Here is a 24,228-nt window from a genome sequence, read left to right on the forward strand (position 1 = left end):
TTAATATTGAGTGTTGAAGAACTCGATAGAGTAATTGATGAAATCATGAGTAGAGCAGAGAAAACAAGAGAAGAAATCTTAAAAGACACTCAGAGAAAAGCAAGTGAAATCCTCAACAAACCAATACCAATAGAGATCTATAAATTAGAAGCAGAAGAAGTAGTTAGAAAAGCAGAACAAGAAGCAGAGAGAATAATTAAAGAAGGAGAAGAAAAAGCAAGAGAATTAAAAGCACTTGCATCTCTTAGATTAAAAGACGCTGTGAAATTCCTAGTAGAAGTCGTTACAGGGTTGAAGAAATGATCATTTTGAGCAAACCAGCAAAAATGAAAAAAGTAATAGTGGCATCTCCACTCGAATACTCTGAGAAAACAATAGAAGTCCTCCAAGAAGCCGGAGTAGTAGATGTATCTAGAGTAGAAGAAAAAAAGCTGATATCAGAGTATGAAACACTACAAAGACTACGCGAAGAAATAAATGCATTGATTACACGCGTTAAAAACATAAATGTAACCGTTGAATTAACAGCATACGAACTAGCAAATTTAAAAATAGACAACATTAAAAAAGATGTAGCAAGCATATATGCAAAAATACATCAAATGAATACAGAGTTAAAATCCCTCATGGAGCTAGAAGAAGAATTAGCAAAATTCAATGAAATAATATTGAAGCTGCCTCGTGAAACACCCACTAGAAACCTATACTATAGAGGGAGGAGAGTTTCAAGTATACTCGTATCTTGTAGAAAAGACGTAGTAGAATTAATAACAAAACCAGAACTAGTCAAATCCCATACATCTTATATTATCAACGAGGAGTCAATTGCAATTGTAGCACTCGTAGAAACAAGTAAACTCGATGAATTCATCAATAATGCCAGAAACATTAATGCATGGATACCAAGTGGAAAAATAATTGAATACATTGAAAAAACAAGTTCTCTGAGTGAATTATGGGAAGTGGTTTCAAGAGAACTAGAGATTGTTAGAGAGAAAATCCATGAATTAGAAACATCAATAAACAGTGTTATAAAAGACAATATTGTAATACTCGGCAAGTACCTACTATACATAGACAACCAATTACAAAAATACACTGTAATAGGTAAACTCAAAAACCTTAAACACATAACGGTTTTAACTGGTTGGATCCCCGAGGAAAAAATCAGTAGTCTAACTCGTTTACTGAGTGGAATAGATATCCCAGTATACTATGAATTGAGAGACCCGGAGCCGGGCGATGAACCACCAACACTCATGAAAAACGCTCCAGTATTAAAGTTCTACCAAGTTATAACCAGGTTATATGGAGTACCAAGGTATTATGAGTGGGATCCAACTCCACTACTAGCATACTCCTTTGCATTATTCTTTGCATTAATGAACGCTGATTTCGGCTATGCACTTGCCGGCATACTAGCAGTATACCTACTACTAGATAAACTAGTAGTAGATAAAGAATCACATGTCTACAAAGAGTTTAAAGGTACTCTCATAGTCTCGAATATTATAGCACTAGTACTCGGCTTGTTAACGGGCACTGTATTTGGTAATCTACTAGATATACTTGGAGTTAATCCACCAGTATTAATAACTTCACTGACCAGTCCACTGGAGTTTATAAAACTATCATTGATAATTGGATTAATCCATGTCAATATCGCGCATGTACTAGCCACTATAAAGTCTATTAAAGAAGGAAATGTAGGTGGTTTGCTAATAGAGGTTGGATTGTTTATATCGCAGATATTTGGTATTCCATATCTGCTCAAAGCATTCTTTAACTACAATATACCAGTTATAGGTAGTCTACCAATGAATACACTGCTCTATGCTACTCTCACCGGTGTAGTATTGATTATTATTGGTAGTTTAAAGACAATGAGGTTTCTCGGCCTCTTAATGTGGATATTTCAAATAACTGGTGTACTCGGAGATGTAATGAGCTATGTTAGACTAGCCGGTGTGGGACTGGCAACATACTATATGGCAATGATATTTAACTACACCATTACCTCTCTAATAAGCTATTTATCAACATACCACATCGTACTAGGGCTAATAGTAGGAATACCAATAGCGTTTATAGCACACCTACTAGTATTTGTCCTCGCCGAATTAGGAGCATTTATACACTCGTTGAGACTCTGCATGCTGGAATTTCTAACAAAGTTCTATGAGGGAAACGGCTACGAGTATAACCCATTTAGAGTAGTCAGTAAAACAGTAATTTCTACATCTACATAATAATAGAATATTTATATTCCCAGCTTACTAATTATTCAAGTGGTGCTTAATATGATAGAATCTCTAGATCCAGCTGGTGTAGCATATATTGCAGCTGTACTACCGCTTTTAGGTGGTATACTAGGTTCAATTCTTGGAATGAAACACGCTGCGAGCACTGGTGCGGCAGTATTATCAGAAGACCCAACACAATTTAGAAATGTCTTGCTACTAGCATCGCTTCCAATTACTCAGACATTCTATGGATTAATCCAAATGATCTATATATTATCAATCTATCTCCCAGGAATTATAGAGTCTATAACAATAGCTAAAGCACTTGGAATACTGGGTATTGGATTAATAGGATTCTTTGCCGAGTGGCTTTCAGCATGGGCTCAGGGAATAATATGTGCTACTGGCGAAGCAGACCTGCCACGAACTAAAGGTAGAAACTTAATGTCAACAATTATTCTAGCAGTATACGTAGAATTATTGGGAATACTTGGAATAGTCTTCACTATACTAGGATTAAGCATACTAGGCTAACACGGTGCCACTGCTTTGAGTGAAAGAGATAGAATAATACGGGAAGCAGAGAGAAAAGCAAGTGAAATAATAGAAGAAGCAAGAAGAAGAGCAGATGGAATTATAAGAGAAGCTGAAGCTAAGTGGAGGGCAAAAGCAGAAAGTGAGAGAAGAAGGATTATTGAAGAAGCAGAGAGAAAGGCCAGTATGATAATAGCAGATGCCAAGTCGAGATCAAACCTCCTCCTTGTCAAAGCCAAAGAAGAAGTAATTAATAAAGTATTCGAAGAAGCACTAGAATTAATCAAGAGAGAAGAATACAATGTCAAAGAGTCACTTAAAAACCTACTAGAAGAAGCACTAGCATACATTGATAAACCATCGCGGATAATCGTAAAGTCAAACCATGTAAAATACATGAAAGAAATACTCTCAGAGCTCGGCCTAGACAATGTAGAAGTAGTACCAAGAGATGACATACTAGGAGGCCTCATAGTAGAATCTGAAACCGGCCTCGTAGTAGATAATAGACTAGAAACAAGGCTTGAACAAGCAAAACAGAAATTAATTGATAAAATAGCTAGAATTCTATGGGGATAGAGTCCATTGAAGTACCTATCAAGACGAGAATATGTATTTAGAGAAGAATACCTTAAACTACTCTCAACTACTACAAATATACAAGATGCTTTCAGAATACTCGCTGATAAATCTTTTACATCAGAATTAGTCAGCACCTGGGAGGAATCACGTGGTAGTCATCTAAGCCTTTTAAAAACACTCGATGACTTCCATATAAGTAGACTCCACGAACTAGTTAAACAAGCAAAAAATACTACTCTAGCAACAGCTGTTGAAGGAGTATATGAGACATACAATGCCACAGTTGGATTAATCAACTACTTTAAGGGTTTAAAGCCAACTAGTTTTCTACCAAGTATGTCGTTGAAACACCTAGAAGAATATATTTCAACTAGTCGTCCAAGACTAAATCCATTTGTAGAGCTCCTCGTTAAACGATGTGTTAGATTCAAAAGAGTAAGCAGAGATGATCTAGCTAGAGTTTTCGACAATATTAGAAGAGATATTGTTTATTCAAGCACACAATACGAGAGATTAATAGCTGGATTACTCTATGATATAACACTGCTTAGACTGTGTAGTATACAAGAACTAGAAGAAGCTACATTTAGACCGTTATTGATTAATTATGATGAATACCTAGAACTATGTAGATTGGCCCGTGTAGATATACCGTCAGCTCTAGATTCCACTAGAAGACTTAGACCCATATTCTCGATTATTTCATTAATGGCCGAAGATGTAAGTAAACTTAGTGATAAAATAGAAATATTTGATTTTATAGCTACAATTCTACCAGCATACTATGCAAATCTCATGCTTCATGTTTATGATTCAAGCGAGTTATTAAAAGCGTACTTTCTACTTCTCAGACAATCAGTATTGTTGAGACTAGTATTAACCTCTATAGTATTCAACGACGAGGAATTGAAAAACACATTGAAAACTATTGTTGAGAGGTGGGTTTACCCGTGATTAAAACAGGTAAAATAATAGTTATTGGTGATGAACCACTATCTCTAATAGCAGCTGCTGCTGGAGTAGACTACTATGTTTTTAAACATGATTGCAGTGAACTAAGAGAATTCATCAATAAGTCAATTAGGCAATACGACGTAGTCATTTATCTATCTACTATTGAAAGTGAATGCCTCGACCTAGTTGAATACATGAAGAAAATACATAGTGAAGGAGTATTTCTCATGATTGAACACCCCATGGAGGGTATGCGTATTGATCCAAGAGAATACTATAGAAATATCGCGAGGAGAATACTTGGTATCGAGGTAGAAATAGATTGATTTTTACAATTTACCAGCCTACATTTAAATCCATACGCATATATTAGTTTTATAGAGGTGTTAGTGTGCTTAAAGGAAGAATATACAGGGTTTCAGGCCCAGTAGTAGTAGCTGAAGACATGCGTGGAGTAAGCGTCTACGAAGTAGTAGAAGTTGGAAACGAGAGACTTATAGGAGAAGTTATTGGTGTTGAAGGAGATAAAGCAATTATACAAGTATATGAAGACACAACGGGTATACAAGTAGGAGAACCAGTATATTCAACAGGCTATCCACTATCAGCAGAACTAGGCCCCGGACTAATAGGTTCAATATTTGATGGTATTCAAAGACCACTAACAAAACTAGAAGAACTAATAGGATTCTTTATCAAAAAAGGAGTTAAACAACCATCACTACCACGCGATAAGAAATGGCATTTTACTCCACTAGTTAAACAAGGAGACAAGGTAGGGCCGGGAGACTATCTAGGCTACGTACAGGAAACAGAAGTAGTTAAACACTACATTATGGTTCCACACGGTGTAAGCGGTACAATAGAGTGGATTGCTAGTGAGGGAGACTACACAGTAGAAGAACCAGTAGCCAGAATATCTGGAAGAGAAGTAACAATGCTACAGAAGTGGCCCGTTAGAAAACCAAGACCCTATAGAGAGAAGCTAGAACCAGATAAACCATTAATTACTGGTATGAGAGTAGTAGACTTCATGTTTCCACTTGGAATAGGTGGTAAAGCAGCTATTCCAGGTGGTTTCGGCACTGGTAAAACAGTTGCACTGCAATCATTTACTAAGTGGAGCCACGCCGAAATAACAATCTATATTGGATGCGGCGAGAGAGGCAATGAAATGGCCGATGCACTCCATAGCTTTAGAAAACTAATTGACCCGAAAACCGGCAAGCCAATGATGGAGAGAAGTGTATTCATAGCAAACACTAGCAACATGCCAGTAGCAGCTGAGAGAAGCAAGCGTCTTTCTAGGAGTAACAATAGGCGAGTACTTTAGAGACATGGGCTACAATGTACTCGTAGTTGCTGATTCAACGAGTAGATGGGCCGAGGCAATGAGAGAAATTAGTGGTAGACTCGAAGAACTACCAGGCGAAGAAGGATTCCCCGCATACCTGGGCTCTAGACTTGCATCTTTCTACGAGAGAAGTGGTTATGTAAAAGTATACGGCAACCCGGAGAGAATGGGTAGTCTTACAATTATTGGTGCTGTCTCACCGCCTGGAGCTGATTTCAGCGAGCCAGTTACACAGTCCACACTTAGAATAGTTAGAGCACTCTATGCACTAGACGTTAACTTGGCTTATAGAAGACACTATCCAGCAATCAACTGGTTGACAAGTTATAGTCTCTACATTGAAAAACTCCGCGAGTGGTGGATGCAAATAGACCCAGAATACCCACAACTCAGAGAATTCTTCTCTAAAACCCTCCAGAGAGAGGCAGAACTAGAAGAACTAGTTAGACTAGTCGGTGCAGACGCGCTACCAGTAGATGATAGATTAATACTAGAAGTAGCGAGAATGATTAGAGAAGACTTCCTACAACAAGACGCTTTAAGCCTAGACGACGCTTATTCACCACCCTATAAAGACGCCTGGATGGCCCACGCTATAAAGCTATTCTATGATAAAGCACGCGAAGCAATAGATGCAGGTGTACCATTCGAGAAAATCAGAGAGTTAAAAGTTAGAGAGAGAATAGCTAGAATGAAGAATATTCCATCTACTACACCAAGAGAAGAAATGAAAAAAGCCTTCGGAGAACTCTACAATGAAATAATAAATGAATTCAACGCGCTCATTGAAGAGGTGAAAACACGTGTCTAGCCTCCTAGTAAGAGAAACACACAAACTACTCAGAGCCCAGGGTAGCCTATTATTCGTCGAGACAATACCTGGAGTAAAATACGGTGAAATAATAGAAGTAGAACTACCAAGCGGCGAGGTAAAACTAGGACAAGTCATAGACGCCAGTAAAACCATGACTGTTATACAAGTATTCGGTGGAGTATCAGATGTTGATTTAAAGAGATCCAAGGTGAGATTTAGAGGAGAAACACTAAAAATACCAGTAAGTATAGACGTGCTCGGTAGAATACTCGATGGTCTCGGTAGACCAATAGATAAAGGGCCACCAATCATTCCAGAAGAATACAGGGATATTAATGGAGAGCCATTAAACCCTGCTTCAAGACTCCCACCCTCAGAGTTTATTGAAACCGGTATTTCAGCTATTGACGGATTATTCAGTATTGTAAGAGGACAGAAACTACCAATATTTAGTGGTTCTGGACTACCACACAATAGAGTAGCTGCACAAATAGTTAGACAAGCAAGAGTTAGAGGAAAAGAAGAGAAGTTTGCAGTTGTATTTGCAGCTATTGGCGTACCATACGATGATGCAATGTTCTTTATTGACAACTTTAGGAAGACTGGTGGATTAGAACACGTAGTTGCAGTTATAAACACAGCTGATGCCCCTGTAATCGAGAGAATAGCTACTCCAAGAGTTGCTCTTACAATAGCAGAGCACTTAGCCTGGAGCCATGACATGAACGTCCTTGTAGTAATGACAGATATGACTTTCTACTGTGAAGCACTCAGAGAACTGAGCGCGGCGAGAGAAGAAGTACCAGGTAGAAGGGGGTACCCTGGCTACATGTATACAGACCTCGCCACAATATACGAGAGAGCTGGTAAAGTAGCCGGCAGAAAGGGAAGTGTAACACAAATGCCTATATTGACAATGCCAGATGACGATATAACTCATCCAATACCAGACCTTACAGGCTACATTACAGAGGGCCAGATAGTCTTTTCGAGAACAATGTGGTTGAAGGGTATCTATCCACCAATAGATCCACTAATGAGCCTGTCGAGACTGATGAAAGACGGTATTGGACCCGGTAAAACCAGAGAAGACCACCACGGAGTATTTATGCAGTTAATAAGCTCCTATGCAGAAGGTGTTAGATTAAGAGAGCTGAGTGTAATTGTTGGAACAGAATCACTTACACCAAGAGATAGAAAATACCTTGAATTTGCAGATAGATTTGAAAGAGAGTTTATCAACCAGGGTGAATACGAGAGGAGAACAATCGAGGAGACACTAGACCGGGCATGGAACCTGCTCGCTATACTCCCAGAAGAAGAATTAAAGAAAGTTAAACCAGAACACATTAAGAAATACCATCCAAAATACAAATCTCTTTCATCGTAGTTTTCACTATTGTTTTTAATTGTGGATTAAAAATACATTTACTTTATAAACACCAAACCTCGTTAACTCAACACAGGTGTTTAAATTGAAACCAGTGTTTTTACCCATGTTGTTTATCCTGATGGTTTTATTAGTTGGTGTTGTTTATGGAATTTGGAGTGAAAACCTCAGGGTCAACACTTATATATCCATGTTGAAACCGCACTTAGAAATAGGTTCTTGGAGATTATTTGCTATACATCCAGGTAAAACCTGTATGGGGTTTAACTCAGCTTATCTATCTCTTGAAAACGATACACTCCACGTATTGATTGGATCGGAAGTTGTAAACGCACTATGGATAGGTTTAGTAGTAGAAAACAATGGTGAATTAGATTTTAAACTAGAGGGTTTAAATATAACTCTAGTTGACTCAATAGGCGAATACAATACTACTCCACAAATATATATGTATGGTCCAATTAAAACCGGAATTGGCAATAAACCTTATTGGGGTTTATTATCGTGTTCAGATCTACCAGTCGAGAATTATACAAGTAGTCTCCCTGTTATTATTCCCACAGGATATAAACTCGTTGTATGGTTATACATAGAACTATGTGTAAGCAACACTGAGTTAATAGTTAAATTAGATCCAGGCTACTCTTAAGTAAATAAATGTAAAAGCTGACTCAATATATTAATTTTTTAAATTTTCAAATGAATAAAAAATACGTAAAGTTTATTGGGAGCTAATATAATTAACTTTCTTGTTGATTATTCTATTTTGAGGCGTTATTATTTTGCATAGAAGTAAACTCGAAGTAGTTGTTAAAATCTTGGAGTATGTTGCTAAGAGAGATAAAACTTCTAAAACACACATTCTCTACTATGCTAATTTAAACACTACTAGTCTCGAAGGAATACTTGGCTGGATGACTAATCGTAACCTTTTAATTTCATTCAAAGAAGGAAGACGGATATATTACTCTATTACTCCTCAGGGACTACAATACCTCGATAAATTAAGAGATATATTTAGAATGATGAGTAGTAATAGTGATCAATTCCAAGACAATTATTCAATACTTGAAAGTTCATTGAGAAATGAATTAGGAGTGCATAATTGCAGAATTGTGAATAAATCTATAAAGGGACATTCAGGCCTAGAATACTCACATCAAGTTTTCGAATCTCCTCTCTACAAATACTTGTTTTTATTAATTGAAGACTCGAAAAATCTATCTCTCTACTCTATTAGAAATATTGGATATTCTATTATTACAGCAAAAGATACTGGGCTACCTCTTCTTATAGCTCTCGAAGATAAAAAACTAGTTGAACGAGTAACTAGTTTAATCAATACGGATAATGGTGTTTTAGAAGTTAAAATAATAGTACTTAGAAATGTAGGTTTTATCTAGATAGTTAATCTATATAACTTCTGCCATAGTTTTTTAAATAAAACAACTCATAGAATTTACTTGCAAAGGTGTAAAGAAATGAAAGGAATAACTCAAATCAAAGGATTAACCATCCTCGGATTAATCCTCTTAACAATAGGTGTAGCATCAGCAATGTGGATGGAGACGTTAAGAATAAATACATATGTACACACTGGAGAAGTTCAGGTCGCATGGGTGGATTGGTATTGCTCTGACGAGGGCCCAGACCCCCAGGTAGGAGAACCATTCCATAATGAAGAAGGAAAAGACGTTGCAAAATGCATTATAGAGCCAGAGGTATACGACGAAGAACAAAACATAATTAAATTAAACGTAACAATTGTAAACGCATATCCAGGATATGCACCAGAAATAACTCTAGTAGTAGAGAATATTGGTACAATACCAGTTAAACTACTAGACTACAGTATCTCCGAATACGATGAAAATGCATTAAGTGTAGATTTCATTATACCAGAAGACACACAAATACATCCAGGAGAGACACTAGAACTCGGTATTAAAATAGTTGTATTACAAGAAGCCGAAGAACTAACAACATACACATTTGAAGTAGAATACACGTTTGCACAGTGGAACGAGGTACCATAATTTTTCACATCGAGAGCACTCGCTAGGTACGAGTGCTCTCTCGTAACTCGTAATTTGAATTAGAGGTGTGAATTCGTGAATAAAGAAACCAAGATAAATACAAAACTCGTATTGTTAGGTGGATTTATTAGTGTAGCAATACTAGTTGGTCTTGCAATGTGGAGTATGAATCTAAGAGCAAATACATACGTAGCTAGTGGTGAACTAGACTGGGAGATTATGAGTGGACCAACAATATGGCTAGATGCTTGTGGCCTGCAACCAGGATATGGATACTTTAGAGGAAACGACTGGAATGCAACTTATCTACCATTACCCGGAGCGCTTCAACTAGACAAGGATGTTGGCTGTACAAATGTAGAGTTAATTGATAGTGATGGAGATGGAGATTACGACACTATGAATATAACTCTATACAATGTATATCCATGGTACTATACACACATAGCATTTAAAGTACACAATGATGGAACAATTCCATTAAAGATTTGGAGAGTTGTATTTGGAGGCGTAGAATACTATGAGTTAAACGAGCAGGAGTTGCAGCAAGGAGTAGAACTCGACATTAGCGGAGATGGCCAACCAGATATACTAGTATGGTGGGGAGACAACTTCGGCGTTCAATTACACCCCTGTCAATCAGCTGATATTAGCTTTGATTTAACAATACTTCAAACAGCTCCACAGAGTTCAACAATGAGTTTTACAATATCGTTTGATGCAGTTGCCTGGAACGAGTATAGTATACCAACAAGTATTCCAATGATAACTCCTACTGAACCGGAACGATCGTAGAGTGTTAAATCATGGTTAAAGATGTTTCATATAAGCTATTTCTTTTTTTCACATCTACTCATTTATACTTGTTTTCACTAGTTGTAACTCTAGTATATGTGTTTTTATTGTTGTTTAGAATTCTATATGGAATAGCATACTATATTATTCCATCTATTTTATTTCTCACAGGGTTTATATTAAACTATGAATTCAATAAGTCTATGGAAAACCCCATATTGAATTATTCATCAATGATATTTAACTATCTTGCTTTTCTCGTCTATTTTGTCTCATATATATTGACAGGTATGATTTTTGGTATGGGTTTGAATGTTTATATTTTATCTCCATTTACATATGTACTACGAATTATCCTTGTGGTTTCAACTACATTGTTTATTGAGTCTTTTAGAGCTTTAATAGTAAATAAACACGTAGGTAAAATCAATCCATTAATCTATACAATTGCTTCTTCATTTTTGTTTGCTCTTGTTTATACTATGATTTTAGAGGGTTTGCCATCTAATTTCAATTGGATTACAAAATATATTGCTATTTTATCTCTCAATATATTATTGTCTATAACTGCGTGGCAATATGTTTTTAAATCTCAATTATTTATTATGTTATCATATATTGTATTTTTCTATCTAGCTCCACTACTCCCTCTAGCTAATTCGCTTCTTAGTTTTATATTTCCAGTAGTATTGCAAATACTATTAGTATCATTTATTCTACATAGTTTAACAAAACCTATGAGTGTCACTGTGGTGAAGAAGCATAGTAGTTTACTTTCGAAGATTGCATATATATTTATCTTTGTATTAGCCATTGGAGTCTTAGTATCTTTTCTACTAGGTATTAGGTTTTTAGTTATTATTAGTGGTAGTATGGCTCCGAGTATTAATATTGGAGATATAATTGTATCTATTCCTACACCCCGAGAAAACATCTTAATTGATGATATAATAGTTTTTAAGAGTGACATGGGAATTATAGCTCACAGAGTAATTGGGTTTAAAGGAGATGAGTGTTTTATAACGAAGGGTGATGCTAATAGAGACCCTGATCCGCTGTGGGCATGTAGTGAAAGTATTATTGGTGAAGTTGTCTTTGTAATACCAGGTATTGGATATCCAATAGTATACCTTCTTGAACTATTCGGCAACTACAGCAATGTGATTTCCTTTACACTCAGTATATTATCCCTAATCTACATTTTCTACATGGTAAAAGAGGTCGAATTATATTGAGTATTAGTTTTAAAGTATTCTCCTCGAGGAGACTAGTTAAAAAACTCCTCTTGGCTTCAATAGTAATAGTTACTATATTCTTCTCAATTAGTGGTTTCTACCTGGTTGAAAGCTATAGAAGACATCCCTATAGTTCCCATACAGAGACGTATAAACTAGCTGTTCTCCAAGCTAAAACAAGTTATGCTACTAGTGTTAAACCATCAATAATATATGATTACGCTACAATCATATATAATCCAACAGTCTATCTATCACTCGCTAATAGTGTTCAATACGAGTTTAAATTAAACTGGATTTTATATAACAATACAAAGAAAGGGGTAGTTATAAATACAACGCATTATTTAGAGCCAAGTATAACTATTACAACTCCAGCTTGGAGTAAGAAGTTTCCATTAACTCCAAAAATAAGTGAAAGCAATAGTTTAACAATTAATGATTCTATAGTGCTCAAAGACATAGAAAACCTCGTAAAAACAATTGATTTAGAAGTACAATCAGCTTCTAGGAGATACGATGTAAATATATCTATTAAACTAGTGGTTGCATCAACGTATTCTAACGGCGAGAAGAAGCAGTATGTACTAGAACCATATATACTACTAAGTGTAAATGAACTCAACAATATTCTAGTAATCACCACTGGTGGATTAACCAACACCTATAGTGAAAACAATGAAAGAATCACCGAGAATAAATTATACTTGCCCTTTGGATTCTCGGTTAGCGTAGCCAGCGCTAGGTCAATAACACTATACACCACAATCATACTTGGAGTAGTAATGATGAATCTTGTATTTTTAGCAAGCAGGGTATATGGGTTTACAATTGAGAAAAACACTGCTGGTTTAAAAAAGAGGGTTATTAATGGTGTGGTAGATGAATCCCGGTTTAAACTAGTTGTTGTCAGCGACATACACTCATTTAATGCTATTTCAAGAAAATATGATCTACCAGTAATATGTAATCCAGAAATAGGAAAATACTACCTAGTTTTAAACGACACAGTATACGTATACAGTGAAACATCAAATAGAGATGCAAACAGAGAATAAAACACTATAGTGTTATTGAATCCCCTGTTTTAAGCTCTAATACTTTAATACTGGTTTTTCTCAGTACATCTATTATCCGGCGGCCACTACAGTGAAGTGGTATTATAAAATCCGGGTTTACTTTTTCTACGAGTTTCCATGTAAAATCACGTATGATTTCTTCTGGTGCATTGTATAAGTGGAGTCCTCCTATTACCCCCTTAATTCTCTTTTTAAAGTAGCTAGATATGTCGATTAACGCGTCGACACCTGGGTGTAGACAGCCAGTTACAACTATTAATCCATCATTATAGTCAAATACCAAGAAGTGCTCGTATGGTGGTCCATAGTATGGTTTAGACAAGTAGACTCCTTCACCTAGTTGAATCCATTTCACTACTTCCACTGGTTTTAAACCATTAGCTCTAAACGTGTATCCAAGAGACTCCATTGTACCAAATGGAATATACACTGTTACAAATGGTGCTTCTTGTGAAAGATATTTAAATCCACCGTAGTGTGGAGTGTGAGCGTGTGATACAATTGCATAGTCGACTATGTCAAGGTCTAAACCCAAAACAGCCGTGTTTACCTCGAGAACACTGGATTCTACTCCTAAATCAAACAATATAATTTCACTATCTCTCTCAATGTAGAGTGAAAACGAGTGTTTCTCCACCAATCTCTGTTTTGATGCTTTATCGTCAGATAGCACTGTTATTTTCATTGTTTATACCCCTGTAATATCCATAATTCACTATATAAAGCGAATAGGTGTCTTGTAGTGAGAGCTGTTGTCATGTATAGTGGAGGCAAAGACTCCACGACGGCATTGCATAGAGCTGTTAGAGATGGATTAGATGTAGTAGTTCTCGCCAGTGTTATTCCTGCATACAAGTATTCAATGCTATATCATCAACCCCTTTACCAATGCCTACTAGCACAATCACAATCACTCGGTATTCCACTAGAATCTACAGGCTTAGTAAATCCAGAAGCAGAGAGGGAAACACTAAAACACCTCTTGAAGAGAATAAGAGAAAAATACCGTGTTGAAGCAGTAGTGAGCGGGGCGTTGAAAAGCGTCTTTCAATACAGGATATTCGGCGAAATAGCGCGCGAGCTAGGTTTAAAGTTTTACACTCCACTATGGATGATTAATGAAGAAGAATACTTGTGGAGTCTACTAAGAGAGGGCATTGAATTCATAATAATCTCTATTACATCAATGGGTATACCACTAGACCTTCTTGGAAAACCAATAACGAGGGAAGACGTTGAGAAACTAGTGAGACTATCACGGAAATATGGATTCAACTTGTCTTTTGAAGGCGGTGACGCCGAAACACTGGTTGTAGATGCACCGTTATTTAAGTATAGACTTGAATTAACTGGTAGAAAACACATTGTATCTGAGTATGAAGGCTACTATATTGTTGAAGAAATCAAATCGATTAAAAAACAGCGTTGACTTGGCTTGCCTTGTTTACTTCTTCTGTGTTGAGAAGAAGACTTTGATCATTTCAGCTAGGTGTTCTGGTTTAGTATACCATTTATCATACTTTATAACTTGATCTCCATATTTCACTGTAACATAGTCTTTCTCGTCTTTTACTCTTACTTCTGGCTGTCCTTCTTTTAAAATCATTATTTCTAGTGGTGAGACATCTTGAAATCTTACTCCTTGTACTTTGCTAGCAATTTGTATTTTTAATTGTTTTAAATACTCGCTCATATCTATCTCCTTTTGAAAACAATGCTTTTAAAAATAATCCTAGACTACCCTTTAAAACCTTTAACTAATATGTTACCCCTAGTAAAGCCCATTTTTCAGCCTTTTTACCACTACAAGTAGTGTAGTTTGAGGGTGGTGGTAGCTCGAAGGGTGCTTCAACTATTTCTCCAAGTACACTTTTACCAAATGTTTTCTCTAATTCTTCAGCTTCTTCTCTACTACCATCCCAGGGTGCAATTATAAGTCCTCTAGTGTTTTCTACTGGTGTGCAGTTTGTTGCTATAATTGATAGTTTTCTAAGTTGTTCTATTGCTCTCTGTTTCAAGAACTTGTTTATTTCCACCCATATCTCTCTGAGGGTTGATGCTAGTTCTTCTAGTTTAACTGTTTTCTTGGGTGCTCCATCCCTTCTTGCAATAGTTACTGTTTTCTGTTCTACTTCGCGGGGGCCTATTTCTAGCCTTGTTGGTACGCCCTTCATCTCCCAGTAGTAGTATTTCCATCCAGGATTATGTTCTAAGTCGTCGTCTAAGTATACTCGTATACCTTCTCTTTCAAGTAGTTGTTTTACTCTACCCGCGTATTCAAATATGTGTTTTTCTTCTGGTTTTGCAATTGGCACTATTACTACTTGTATTGGTGCTATTTCTGGTGGGAAGAATAATCCCTTTTCATCTCCATGTGTTGCTATTACTGCTCCAAGTACTCTCTCGCTCACACCGTAACACGTTTGATATACGTATTTTACTTGTCCATCTGTATCCATGAATTTAATGTCAAATGCTTTTGCAAATCGCTGTCCTAGATTGATTACACTACCTAGTTCTAGGCCTTTTCCATCTGGCATTGCAGTAATAAAGTCGTAGTTGTATTCAGCTCCTGCAAATGTGTCCCATGGAGGTGTTTTTATAATATAGTATGCTAGTTGCAGTCTATCAAAGAACTCTTTGTATATACTGAGTGCTTCTTTAATCTGGATTTCAGCTTCTTCGGGGGTGGCATGGGCTGTATGTGCTTCGATAAACCCCATTATCTCTCTTACTCTGAGAATTGGATGTGTCATTTTGGTTTCATATCTAAATACATTGACAACCTGGTACATTTTAAGTGGGAGGTCTTTGCAGGCCCTTTATCCATAGATTCCACATGTAATACATTACTGTCTCGCTTGTAGGTCTTAAATAGTATCTTTCATTAAACTTCTTTGTACCAGTTCCCTCTACTACAAAGCTTTCTCCTCCAAAACCCTCGAGGAAGTCTTTTTCCTTGGAGAATACTGATTCGGGAATAAGTGTGGGGAAGTAGGCTTCTTGATGGCCTGTCTTCTCGAGTAAATCCATTAGAATACGCTGTGTTAATCTCAGTGCTTTTAATCCATATGGACGCCACACAATCATGCCTTTAACAGGGTATCTAATATCAACTATATCTGCTTCTCTCAATACATCTTGATACCAGTCGTCAAAGTCTGTAAATTTATCTATTCCAATAGCTTTCTTCGACAAGTATTATTCACCCTTACTCTCCAACAATGTCTTAGTAAACTCATAATCAATTTTCTTCTTTAATACTTTGACTCTATATTTAACAAGCGAGTCAATGTAGTCTCTTGTTAAACCACTACTTGATATAATCGTAGAGTATCCATCACTATCACCAATAACTAGTAGTCCTCTACACTCGCTCACTATTCTTTCAATGTTGCTTAGTGTATTTGGAGATAGTGTGCTCCATGGAGAGGCCTCTATACTATACAATACCGGGTTTAAACACAACGTGTATGTTAATCCATAACTCAACTTGATAACTCTCCTCACTGCTCTAAAATCTTCTTCTACGAGTAGTGTTTCTAGTATTCTCGAAGCTAATACACGGATTTCAAGACTAGTATCTCCTAGTTTGGTATATGTGTGTTCTCTAAGCGTTTTAATCCACTGTTCTCTCTCTGAGAGCTTGTTGATAATGTATTCTACTAGTTTACTAGTCTTTTCTACTACTTCACTGTATACTTGTTTATCAACTGGTCTACTAGTATTTCTATATTTAAGAGACTCGTGAGAGACAATGGTTATTGATGGAACACCATATTCGAGATATGGATGCGACTCTAGTAGAAAAGTATTTTCATTCACCTCTACTCCTATATCTCTGAGTAAACCAAGTATTAATGAGTGTCCATGTATTCTTAAAACACTACTATGTAGTAGAGGTCCTAGTGCTATACTAGTAACTACTCTATCAAGGCTTCCTCTAGCATCTAGTAGTCTTAGTAAATATCTTTCTCCCCAGGTGTAACTGTATTCTGTTCGCTCAGGGTCTCCTATCTCTCTAGATGTAAGCGATGTAAACACTATTGTATATCTCCTGGGGTTTGAACCCCTCTTGCTCAGAGACCTCGCTACTTCAAGAAGTATGGTAGTTGGTGTTGATTTTAAACCACCTATTAGTGAATCATGATGTGATATAATGTGTATTTCTTCATCTCTCCTACCATTTAAAACACCCATAACTATCCAGCCCGTTGAATCTCCAAGTACTTGTTCAATGCATATAGAACCACCATTGGAAACCAGTATTGAAAGTGTTTCTTTATCGAGTGATACAACTGGTATAGAGAGGTTTGATGTAGGACTGTATGAGAATCCAAGCGACCCCGTTACTAGTCCTCCATGTATAATATTGTCTTCTCCATAGAATACCAATAATAATCCTCCACGTAGAGCTACAAGTAGACTAGTTAGTCTTAGTAATACAGGGTCTTCGGGGAATGGCATAACTACTACTTTGTCTTTTACATCTACTGCGCTGAGTTCTTCGGGGTTATTAATCCATGTAATAGAGTCGCGTTTAATCTCTATACAACCATTTGAACTATATGGTAGTGGAAAACACTGTTTTTCAATACCGCTAGTTGAAACAATACACTTGTATTTCCAGTTCAACACGGGGACGTCAATAGTCCATACATCGTCGAGGTGATCCTGCAGATATAGTTTTACTTCTCCAACTACCCCGCGTTCTTCTCTACTACCGGGTATAATGGATTCAACTAGCATTATAGTTCTCCACTATTCTACCTATCTATACATGATTATTGTTAATAAGGAGTCATTATACTTAATTCACTACTAGTAGTTAAATGGTGTAGTTAATGGCTAGAATAGTAGCTGTTGAAAAAATTAGAGATTTAACGAGGTTTCTCAACGAGCTGGCAAGCAATGGATATAGTATTGAGTATGGTCCGCACATAGTGCTAGAAGACCACAGCGAGCTCACAACGATCAAAGTATATAAAAACAATGAGTTAGCCGCCTACATAGTTGCACACTATATAACTCCATACTATAGAGCTGTACTAAGTAATTCATATGGTAGCGACAAGGAATTTCTTGAAAAACTATTGGAAATAAAGAACTCGGGTGAAAACTGGAGTATTCCTGTAAACCCAATCTATATTCTAGTATTAGATGAAACTATAGTTGGAGTAGTAGAGAAATACGAAGACAACTATCCAGTTGAAGATGGTGAAAACTTGGTTAAAGCATACCGGGAGAGAAATCCTGGTTATTCGAGGATTCCACATATAGTTATTGCTAGGTTAATAGAGTAGAGTTTACTTCTATGTAGAAGCTTCTACACTGTCCACTTTGAATTGTGCTCCACAATATGGACAGTACAGTGCATCTAGTGAAGTATATCTTCCACACACAGAGCACTTCTTAACACTAATTACACTTCCTATTTTCTCTTCGTATTCTCTTTTGACATCTTCTATAGTTATATGGAGGTATACCTGAGTAGTCCTTATATCACTGTGTCCTAGAAGCCTTTGTAGACTGGGGAGGCTTAGGCCTCTTCTAAGAGCCATGGTGGCAAATGTATGTCTTAGAATGTGGGGTCTAACTTTGACTGGATCTACTCCTGCTTTAACAGCTAGTTTTTTAAGCATTTTGTATAGTGCTTGATAAGAGATATTAAAGACTTTATCTCTGGATCCAAGATTATTTAGTTTTATCCATGCTTCAAGTAGCTCAAAGACTTCTCTTGGAGCAGTTACAAGTCTTTCCTTCCCGTATTTTGCACCTCGTATTTTAATAACGCCTTTATTGAAGTCTATATCTCCAACTCTCAATTCTAATAGCTCTCTACTGCGGAGACCGGTGGTTAATAGTAATTGAAGTATTAGCTTATCCCTTGGCTTCTTAGCAACCGAGAATAATGCCGCTACTTCCTCGTCGCTCAAAGCCTCTATTTTAGCTGGTGGTTTCTTGACACCGGGTATTTTTACTTTTAAACCAAGCCACTTGAAGAAGCGGCGTAGCATAATTGTATAGTAGTGCATAGTAACCTGCCACTTTGTTTTATCGTGTGTTTTAGCTCCGGGGAATCCATTGGTTAATCTATCATTACGCCAGTTTACAACATCTCTGAGTGTTACTTCTCTTAGTGGTTTATCTCCAATGTATGATAGAAAGTCTTTTATAGCTGCTGTATATGACTTTATTGTTTCACTAGTAGCACCAGCTGCTCGTAGTGTATCAATAAATTCTCTTAGTATCTCTTCATTACTCAATTCTAGTATTTCTTCCGGTGCTTCGCCAACATCGAGTTTTGGCAATAACCCTCCCTTGAAACTAAATTGCATCAATAAATGATTTAAAGGAGTGGGTTGTTCGCTAATTGAAATACAATAAGTGGAGCGAGGAGAGAAGGAAAATCAAGGGATTTAAAATACACTAGTATAGACTCTGCATTTTCTCTCGTATTAACTCGTCTGCTTTATCTCGTGGTATCTCGGTGGGAGTTATATTGGCGAGATCGTCTATTATGCGAGACGGGTTTTCATCGTAATCGCTTAGTTTACCCCGGCTCTTGCCAATATACCTCCTAGCTATACCTTCATATATTATAATGGCGTCGATTACTAGTTCATCTCCTCTTGGAGTTATAGAAGCCAGGCCTATTGGCTGTTCTTTTTTATCGTTTAGTTTAAGTAGTAATCCACCATCAATGGTTTCTCCGAGTACATCAGCAGAGCTCACAATATCCCTTATAGTAAGAGTAACTGGTGGCGCTGGTAGTGGCTGAGGTTGTGGAAGAGGTGTTGACGGAGCTGGTTTTTCAACTTTGGACGCTGGTACCTCTTCCTCCTTCCCCTCGGGAGCAGAGAATGCAGCTACTTTTTCCTCTATTGCTACTGGTGCTTTTGCAAATTCTTCAATGAGTGCTGCTAGTTTATTCTTTAAAACATCTTCTACTATTCGAGATACTGTTTCATCTGGTACTCGTTTAAATACCTCTATTCTCAGTGATGAGTAATCCCATATAACCTTCTTCGTATTGGGGTCTACATTATAGTTTATTCTTATTCTAACTACATCTCCCTTTTCAATTTTCAATTCCTCTACGAGTATACGGAATAATACAGCGTTTAATTCTCCAGTTGCGCGTGCTACTTCTTTGCTAAAGGATTTATCTTGTTTTACAAGGTCTTTTAACTGCGCGAACAGCGTGCGTCTGATTTTATCTGCATATGCACCAGCTATAACGAGACCGCTACTGAGAGATCTCGTGGCCTCTGAAGTAGTTTGAGACATAGAGTTCACCCATATATAATATATTATGTTTATAGTGAAATAAATAGGCTTAGTTTTTACCCGTGAAGAGTGTTCTAAATGCTCTTGAGGACTAGTTGTATTGTTATCTTTGTTGAAATAAAAGAATGAATTGAATTAATGTGTTATCTTGGACGTACTATTAACCTTGTATTTAATACTAGCCAGTATTCTACTTCCTGGTCTGTTGTTAGTTTATCTCTAATTGTCTCGTCTATTGTGTCTTTTGATACCTCGAATATATCAAATGTTTCTACATCCATTACCTGGAATTTATCTCCTAGATCTGCTATTATTCTACCTATTCTCTTCTCTACTATTGGTACTTCTACTTGTGAATCTACTGGTGCTACTAGGACTTTCTTGGATTTTGAGAATAATCCAACAGCTGTTACTGTTGCTTTTGCACTACCGTGTTTACCTGTTTTTGCTTTTGAAATATCTACTACTCTACATGGTTCTCCATCTATTATTACAAAGCTACCTACTTTTAGGTTTCCAACAGACTCGTATGTTTTACTCATATTTAATCAACCTCGACTTTGAAAATATATACATTGGAACTTTAAATAGGTTTCTCTATTATCTCTGTGCAACTACTTTTACAACTATAAATCTATTGTAGTCTACGAGTACTCTTATATAACCAGAGAACTTTACATCTATCTCTGGATCACCGGTATCTACTAGCAGATATGGTACACTCCTGATCTTGTTTGTAGTTGCTACTACAATCAAGTCTTTTTTATCTATTAAACGGAGAACTCTTGGAGATAATTGTTGATTGCCACGACCAAGGAGGAAGCCTTGTCCCCCAATTGGTGTTAATACTACTTTTACTCTATTGTGTTTTGTAATTACATCTAGTAAATCCCTCTCCCATGCATCTCGTATAATTAACTTCTTGTTTAATAAGACGTCGAATCCTAGTAGAGTACAGTTTAAACCTAGTTTTCTACATATTGCTTTAACAGTGGTTCCAGGGCCTAGTATGTATGGTGTGTCTTTTTCCATTGATTCAATTATGTATTCTGCAATGGCTTCCTTGGATAGTTCTTCATCTACACCACTATATATGCTCTTAGAGGATTGAATTAACCCCTCAACTACTGGGACTAAGAGGTATCCATGGAGTTTTATTGAAAACTCGTCTCTTCTAAATGCTTCTTCATCTATATCCATTACTTCGCGTTCTACTATTATTGCTTTATCCTCGAGGAATTCTTCGAGTATTCTAGCAGCCGCCACTGGGTTTACAGCAAAGACAGAACTATACATTTTTACACCACTAGGTACGCCTAGAACGGGTATTTCCATGTCTACTGCTTCATGTATATCTCTTGCTGTTCCATCACCACCAACAAACACTATTATGTCTACTAGTCTACGCATTTCACGGGCAATTCTAATAGTGTCTTCTCTACTGGTACTGGTTTTCCGCTCGCCTAATACCATGTATAATTTATCTCTATGTCTACTTCTAGCGACGATTTCCTCACCCATTACTCCAGCTGCTACTACAATTCTAAACCCCTCGTGGTTTACTGCTTCGAGGAATTCTAGAGCCCTGTGGGGAGCTACGGGTTTTGCTCCTCTCTCTAGTGCTTTATAGTAGGCGTCTCCATCAGTGCCTTTTAAGCCGACTGAACCCCCCATTCCAGCTATTGGATTTACTATAAATCCTATTGTCTTATTCTTCAAGGGTTAATCACTCCTCTATAAATCTCCTAGTTTAACCAGACTGCTTGGTTTTAATTCATAGACACCGGGCTCTATTACTCTGAGTTCTCTCTGTTGATTAAGTGGTAAGTATTCTCTTATAGTTATAGAAGCCGTGTAGACAAGGTTGTTTGAAACACGGGCTATTATATCATAGTATTTCTTTCTATCCTCGCTACTGGGGTTGTTTACCCATTGCGATATGTATAAGTGGATTGTGTTCTTCCAGAGCAGTAGTAGTGTTGTATTGAATCCAGTATTGCTTGGAATATAGTTTTTAGCTTTTCTATATGCTTCTATTACACAGTGCTCTAGATCGCCTTCTCCCTTAACACACTCTCTAATGTATTTAACTATGTAGAATCCAAGGAGCTGTGAGTCTACATAGTTTTCTTCGCCTCCTATCCCGAGTGAACCAGCTAATTCTCGTTTACTTGCACTTCCATTGTGTGAAAACCACGCCACACCGTGTTCGAAATTATACATAAATGGATGTGTATATTCTAATCCAAACGGTTCACCAGGAGACTTTTTTCTACTGTGGAGTACAAGGTAGAGTGTAACGGGTTCTCCGAGAGACAGGATTTTATTGACTACGTCAATTAGGAGTACACTAGAGGTCTTTCTATAAATGGGTGTTGTAGACCTATAGTAGTAGACACTACCTTGCGTGTTGGAGTTAAATGTAATAATGGATAGACCCCAGCCATCACTATGACTGCAATTATTTTCAATACTAGAAACACTGTTTTTACAGAAGTCTCTACAATTATATGGAAGGTATGGATCACACTGTGAAGCTTTTATAAATGCATCTATAACTTCACTTATACTTGTATTTAATTCACTACTAGAAGACCCACTACTATGCTGAGTATAGACTAGTCCAAGTATTCTACACATATAAACACCTATTCAAGATATATTATTATAGAGATAATAAGTGGCTGTGATGAGGGAACCCGAACGCTGAACGGTGAAGAATACTCATTTCTGAATTAAAAACCCTGGTTAGGGTGGTAGTTATGGTCTATATTGTAGAGTTAAATGGCTTTAAATACTATGCATGTGAAGTATGTAGGTCGCTTTATGAACTAGAGGATCAAGCTAAAACATGCGAAGAACACTGCAGGACAAATCCTGGTATTCCAAGCACTATTTCGAAAGAAGCAATAGGATATATTAATCCCGAGGGCGAGCCACAAAAAGTATTCTTTAAAATAGCTCCTCTAAGAGGATGTAGTAAAACAGTGTTTAAACTATGTAGAACTGGTGTAAAAATATACAAGGGCTGCTAGGAAAAACACTTGTTTTTACTGTGTTTTTTCTTCTTTACTTGTTTCTTGTTCTAGTTTTTTGAGTTCTTCTTCTATTTCTTTCTCTATTTCCTCGATTGGTTTTGGTGGAGGTGTTGTTGCTAGTGTATATCCAATCCACGCCATTATTCCTCCAATACCTAGTACTCCTACAACAAGTGTTATTTTTACTAGTAGCTCCCAGTAGTTAGTAAAGAACATTATATATGTGTATACTATGATTACAACTAGTGATACTAATACTAGTATCCATCCAATAACCTGGTCTCTACTCATAAACCTCACTTCTATTCTTTTATAACATTAAAATAGAATTAGGGGTTCAACTAATATATTTTTGATGTGGGAATTATTCTGGTGAAAGATCTATCCTAGTTCTGCCACTACTTCTGCATTGATGATATCTGCTCTTCCACCTGTTGGCTTTATTATTTGTGTACCACAGACTTTACATCTAGCTGGATATGTAGAGTGGCTGAAAACAATGTTTTCTGCACCGCAATTCTTACATATTACTTTGTAAAATCTACTCTTTGGCATTGGAATCAATACTTTCTTCTTCTTCACTACTTAACCACCTCGGTTAACTCTGCTTTCTTTAATCTTATTCCTTCTCTGTGGATTATATAACCACACTTCTGACACTTTAATTTTAATACTACTTTCTTAGTTGTCTTGGCGAATCTCTTCTGTTCTGGTTTTCTCTTTGAACCATAACCCTTCTTCTTTCTAGCGTATCTTCTCTCACCTTCAGCGAGGCTTCTTCTCTTGCCGTGTTTGTATATTGTTACTGAGTGTTCTGTGTGTGTTCTACACTTTGGGCAATATGTTACTATTACTTTGGGGTATTTCGCCAAAGCACACACCCT

27 protein-coding genes and 2 pseudogenes are annotated in these 24,228 nt (G+C 36.9%); 17 read left to right on the plus strand and 12 right to left on the minus strand.

All coding sequences use genetic code 11. The features are described from left to right. Window positions 1-6 precede the first annotated feature (6 nt). From ACZ5YP_RS02505 to ACZ5YP_RS02570, 14 genes and pseudogenes are all read left to right on the plus strand, one after another. Window positions 7-303: a hypothetical protein gene (locus ACZ5YP_RS02505; protein WP_464835682.1), complete on the plus strand. Its 297-nt coding sequence runs from the start codon at window positions 7-9 to the stop codon at window positions 301-303. After that, complete coding sequence (locus ACZ5YP_RS02510; protein WP_464835683.1) at window positions 300-2,249, plus strand: V-type ATP synthase subunit I; 1,950 nt, start codon at window positions 300-302, stop codon at window positions 2,247-2,249. Before ACZ5YP_RS02505 ends, ACZ5YP_RS02510 begins: the two co-directional genes overlap by 4 nt. Window positions 2,250-2,300: 51 nt before the next feature. Further along, complete coding sequence (locus tag ACZ5YP_RS02515) at window positions 2,301-2,777, plus strand: ATPase (RefSeq protein ID WP_464835684.1); 477 nt, start codon at window positions 2,301-2,303, stop codon at window positions 2,775-2,777. 15 nt (window positions 2,778-2,792) lie between these two features. Beyond that, window positions 2,793-3,356 carry a V-type ATP synthase subunit E gene (locus tag ACZ5YP_RS02520; RefSeq protein ID WP_464835685.1) on the plus strand — a complete coding sequence of 188 codons (564 nt, stop codon included), beginning with the start codon at window positions 2,793-2,795 and terminating at the stop codon, window positions 3,354-3,356. A gap of 6 nt (window positions 3,357-3,362) precedes the next feature. Beyond that, a complete protein-coding gene (locus ACZ5YP_RS02525; RefSeq protein WP_464835686.1) occupies window positions 3,363-4,313 on the plus strand; it encodes a hypothetical protein in 951 nt (316 codons plus the stop codon). Further along, window positions 4,310-4,639, plus strand: a complete 330-nt coding sequence (locus tag ACZ5YP_RS02530; protein WP_464835687.1) for a hypothetical protein — start codon at window positions 4,310-4,312, stop codon at window positions 4,637-4,639. Before ACZ5YP_RS02525 ends, ACZ5YP_RS02530 begins: the two co-directional genes overlap by 4 nt. A gap of 119 nt (window positions 4,640-4,758) precedes the next feature. Then, window positions 4,759-6,478: pseudogene (locus ACZ5YP_RS02535) on the plus strand (V-type ATP synthase subunit A). Then, window positions 6,471-7,871, plus strand: a complete 1,401-nt coding sequence (locus ACZ5YP_RS02540) for a V-type ATP synthase subunit B (RefSeq protein ID WP_464835688.1) — start codon at window positions 6,471-6,473, stop codon at window positions 7,869-7,871. The pseudogene ACZ5YP_RS02535 and the gene ACZ5YP_RS02540 overlap by 8 nt, the downstream one beginning before the upstream one ends. Window positions 7,872-7,956: 85 nt before the next feature. Further along, the gene (locus ACZ5YP_RS02545; RefSeq protein ID WP_464835689.1) at window positions 7,957-8,520 is read left to right on the plus strand and encodes a hypothetical protein; all 564 of its coding nucleotides are present in this window, start codon (window positions 7,957-7,959) and stop codon (window positions 8,518-8,520) included. Window positions 8,521-8,653: 133 nt separating this feature from the next. Beyond that, window positions 8,654-9,274, plus strand: coding sequence for a winged helix-turn-helix domain-containing protein (locus ACZ5YP_RS02550; protein ID WP_464835690.1), 621 nt, complete (start codon window positions 8,654-8,656; stop codon window positions 9,272-9,274). 78 nt (window positions 9,275-9,352) lie between these two features. Beyond that, on the plus strand, window positions 9,353-9,907 hold the full coding sequence (locus tag ACZ5YP_RS02555; RefSeq protein ID WP_464835691.1) for a hypothetical protein: 555 nt from the start codon (window positions 9,353-9,355) through the stop codon (window positions 9,905-9,907). Window positions 9,908-9,982: 75 nt separating this feature from the next. After that, the gene (locus ACZ5YP_RS02560) at window positions 9,983-10,702 is read left to right on the plus strand and encodes a hypothetical protein (protein ID WP_464835692.1); all 720 of its coding nucleotides are present in this window, start codon (window positions 9,983-9,985) and stop codon (window positions 10,700-10,702) included. Window positions 10,703-10,713: 11 nt separating this feature from the next. Beyond that, a complete protein-coding gene (locus ACZ5YP_RS02565) occupies window positions 10,714-11,937 on the plus strand; it encodes a signal peptidase I (protein WP_464835693.1) in 1,224 nt (407 codons plus the stop codon). Beyond that, window positions 11,934-12,995 carry a hypothetical protein gene (locus tag ACZ5YP_RS02570; protein ID WP_464835694.1) on the plus strand — a complete coding sequence of 354 codons (1,062 nt, stop codon included), beginning with the start codon at window positions 11,934-11,936 and terminating at the stop codon, window positions 12,993-12,995. Before ACZ5YP_RS02565 ends, ACZ5YP_RS02570 begins: the two co-directional genes overlap by 4 nt. Before the next feature lie 4 nt (window positions 12,996-12,999). On the opposite strand, the gene ACZ5YP_RS02575 is transcribed toward ACZ5YP_RS02570, so the two are convergent. Continuing rightward, window positions 13,000-13,701 carry an MBL fold metallo-hydrolase gene (locus ACZ5YP_RS02575; RefSeq protein WP_464835695.1) on the minus strand — a complete coding sequence of 234 codons (702 nt, stop codon included), beginning with the start codon at window positions 13,699-13,701 and terminating at the stop codon, window positions 13,000-13,002. A gap of 57 nt (window positions 13,702-13,758) precedes the next feature. Here ACZ5YP_RS02575 and ACZ5YP_RS02580 point away from each other — a divergent pair, with 57 nt between their 5' ends. Beyond that, complete coding sequence (locus ACZ5YP_RS02580; protein WP_464835696.1) at window positions 13,759-14,445, plus strand: diphthine--ammonia ligase; 687 nt, start codon at window positions 13,759-13,761, stop codon at window positions 14,443-14,445. 15 nt (window positions 14,446-14,460) lie between these two features. Here the strand turns inward: ACZ5YP_RS02580 and ACZ5YP_RS02585 are convergent, their stop codons facing one another. From ACZ5YP_RS02585 to ACZ5YP_RS02595, 3 genes and pseudogenes are all read right to left on the minus strand, one after another. Continuing rightward, complete coding sequence (locus tag ACZ5YP_RS02585) at window positions 14,461-14,709, minus strand: hypothetical protein (RefSeq protein WP_464835697.1); 249 nt, start codon at window positions 14,707-14,709, stop codon at window positions 14,461-14,463. 64 nt (window positions 14,710-14,773) lie between these two features. Then, window positions 14,774-16,214: pseudogene (gene proS / locus ACZ5YP_RS02590) on the minus strand (proline--tRNA ligase). A gap of 3 nt (window positions 16,215-16,217) precedes the next feature. Continuing rightward, window positions 16,218-17,765: a hypothetical protein gene (locus tag ACZ5YP_RS02595; protein ID WP_464835698.1), complete on the minus strand. Its 1,548-nt coding sequence runs from the start codon at window positions 17,763-17,765 to the stop codon at window positions 16,218-16,220. 95 nt (window positions 17,766-17,860) lie between these two features. Between ACZ5YP_RS02595 and ACZ5YP_RS02600 the strand changes: the two genes are divergently transcribed. Beyond that, window positions 17,861-18,319, plus strand: a complete 459-nt coding sequence (locus ACZ5YP_RS02600; protein ID WP_464835699.1) for a hypothetical protein — start codon at window positions 17,861-17,863, stop codon at window positions 18,317-18,319. 9 nt (window positions 18,320-18,328) lie between these two features. Here the strand turns inward: ACZ5YP_RS02600 and xerA are convergent, their stop codons facing one another. From xerA to ACZ5YP_RS02625, 5 genes are all read right to left on the minus strand, one after another. Continuing rightward, window positions 18,329-19,327 (minus strand): site-specific tyrosine recombinase/integron integrase, encoded by a 999-nt coding sequence (xerA, locus tag ACZ5YP_RS02605; protein WP_464835700.1) that lies wholly within the window; start codon window positions 19,325-19,327, stop codon window positions 18,329-18,331. Window positions 19,328-19,445: 118 nt separating this feature from the next. Next, window positions 19,446-20,306, minus strand: a complete 861-nt coding sequence (locus ACZ5YP_RS02610; protein ID WP_464835701.1) for a DUF2258 domain-containing protein — start codon at window positions 20,304-20,306, stop codon at window positions 19,446-19,448. A 143-nt stretch (window positions 20,307-20,449) separates the two neighbouring features. Then, window positions 20,450-20,848: a translation initiation factor IF-5A gene (locus ACZ5YP_RS02615; protein WP_464835702.1), complete on the minus strand. Its 399-nt coding sequence runs from the start codon at window positions 20,846-20,848 to the stop codon at window positions 20,450-20,452. A gap of 58 nt (window positions 20,849-20,906) precedes the next feature. Next, window positions 20,907-21,980 (minus strand): ATP-NAD kinase family protein, encoded by a 1,074-nt coding sequence (locus tag ACZ5YP_RS02620; RefSeq protein WP_464835938.1) that lies wholly within the window; start codon window positions 21,978-21,980, stop codon window positions 20,907-20,909. Between the two features lie 60 nt (window positions 21,981-22,040). Next, window positions 22,041-22,946: a class II glutamine amidotransferase gene (locus ACZ5YP_RS02625; protein WP_464835703.1), complete on the minus strand. Its 906-nt coding sequence runs from the start codon at window positions 22,944-22,946 to the stop codon at window positions 22,041-22,043. 122 nt (window positions 22,947-23,068) lie between these two features. Between ACZ5YP_RS02625 and ACZ5YP_RS02630 the strand changes: the two genes are divergently transcribed. Next, window positions 23,069-23,341 (plus strand): hypothetical protein, encoded by a 273-nt coding sequence (locus tag ACZ5YP_RS02630; protein WP_464835704.1) that lies wholly within the window; start codon window positions 23,069-23,071, stop codon window positions 23,339-23,341. Between the two features lie 15 nt (window positions 23,342-23,356). Here the strand turns inward: ACZ5YP_RS02630 and ACZ5YP_RS02635 are convergent, their stop codons facing one another. From ACZ5YP_RS02635 to ACZ5YP_RS02645, 3 genes are all read right to left on the minus strand, one after another. Further along, window positions 23,357-23,635, minus strand: coding sequence for a transcriptional regulator (locus ACZ5YP_RS02635; protein ID WP_464835705.1), 279 nt, complete (start codon window positions 23,633-23,635; stop codon window positions 23,357-23,359). A gap of 90 nt (window positions 23,636-23,725) precedes the next feature. Then, on the minus strand, window positions 23,726-23,926 hold the full coding sequence (locus ACZ5YP_RS02640; protein WP_464835706.1) for a 30S ribosomal protein S27e: 201 nt from the start codon (window positions 23,924-23,926) through the stop codon (window positions 23,726-23,728). Beyond that, a complete protein-coding gene (locus tag ACZ5YP_RS02645) occupies window positions 23,926-24,216 on the minus strand; it encodes a 50S ribosomal protein L44e (protein WP_464835707.1) in 291 nt (96 codons plus the stop codon). The genes ACZ5YP_RS02640 and ACZ5YP_RS02645 overlap by 1 nt, the downstream gene beginning before the upstream one ends. Window positions 24,217-24,228 lie beyond the last annotated feature (12 nt).

This window comes from Sulfophobococcus zilligii, from assembly GCF_055398255.1.

Bases quoted from the DNA above. Each gene is read 5' to 3' on its own strand.
- ACZ5YP_RS02510 (WP_464835683.1), top strand. From the start codon at position 300: ATGATCATTTTGAGCAAACCAGCAAAAATGAAAAAAGTAATAGTGGCA.
- ACZ5YP_RS02515 (WP_464835684.1), top strand. From the start codon at position 2,301: ATGATAGAATCTCTAGATCCAGCTGGTGTAGCATATATTGCAGCTGTA.
- ACZ5YP_RS02555 (WP_464835691.1), top strand. From the start codon at position 9,353: ATGAAAGGAATAACTCAAATCAAAGGATTAACCATCCTCGGATTAATC.
- ACZ5YP_RS02565 (WP_464835693.1), top strand. From the start codon at position 10,714: ATGGTTAAAGATGTTTCATATAAGCTATTTCTTTTTTTCACATCTACT.
- ACZ5YP_RS02575 (WP_464835695.1), bottom strand. From the start codon at position 13,701: ATGAAAATAACAGTGCTATCTGACGATAAAGCATCAAAACAGAGATTG.
- ACZ5YP_RS02585 (WP_464835697.1), bottom strand. From the start codon at position 14,709: ATGAGCGAGTATTTAAAACAATTAAAAATACAAATTGCTAGCAAAGTA.
- ACZ5YP_RS02595 (WP_464835698.1), bottom strand. From the start codon at position 17,765: ATGCTAGTTGAATCCATTATACCCGGTAGTAGAGAAGAACGCGGGGTA.
- ACZ5YP_RS02600 (WP_464835699.1), top strand. From the start codon at position 17,861: ATGGCTAGAATAGTAGCTGTTGAAAAAATTAGAGATTTAACGAGGTTT.
- ACZ5YP_RS02610 (WP_464835701.1), bottom strand. From the start codon at position 20,306: ATGTCTCAAACTACTTCAGAGGCCACGAGATCTCTCAGTAGCGGTCTC.
- ACZ5YP_RS02615 (WP_464835702.1), bottom strand. From the start codon at position 20,848: ATGAGTAAAACATACGAGTCTGTTGGAAACCTAAAAGTAGGTAGCTTT.
- ACZ5YP_RS02620 (WP_464835938.1), bottom strand. From the start codon at position 21,980: ATGGGGGGTTCAGTCGGCTTAAAAGGCACTGATGGAGACGCCTACTAT.
- ACZ5YP_RS02625 (WP_464835703.1), bottom strand. From the start codon at position 22,946: ATGTGTAGAATACTTGGACTAGTCTATACTCAGCATAGTAGTGGGTCT.
- ACZ5YP_RS02630 (WP_464835704.1), top strand. From the start codon at position 23,069: ATGGTCTATATTGTAGAGTTAAATGGCTTTAAATACTATGCATGTGAA.
- ACZ5YP_RS02635 (WP_464835705.1), bottom strand. From the start codon at position 23,635: ATGAGTAGAGACCAGGTTATTGGATGGATACTAGTATTAGTATCACTA.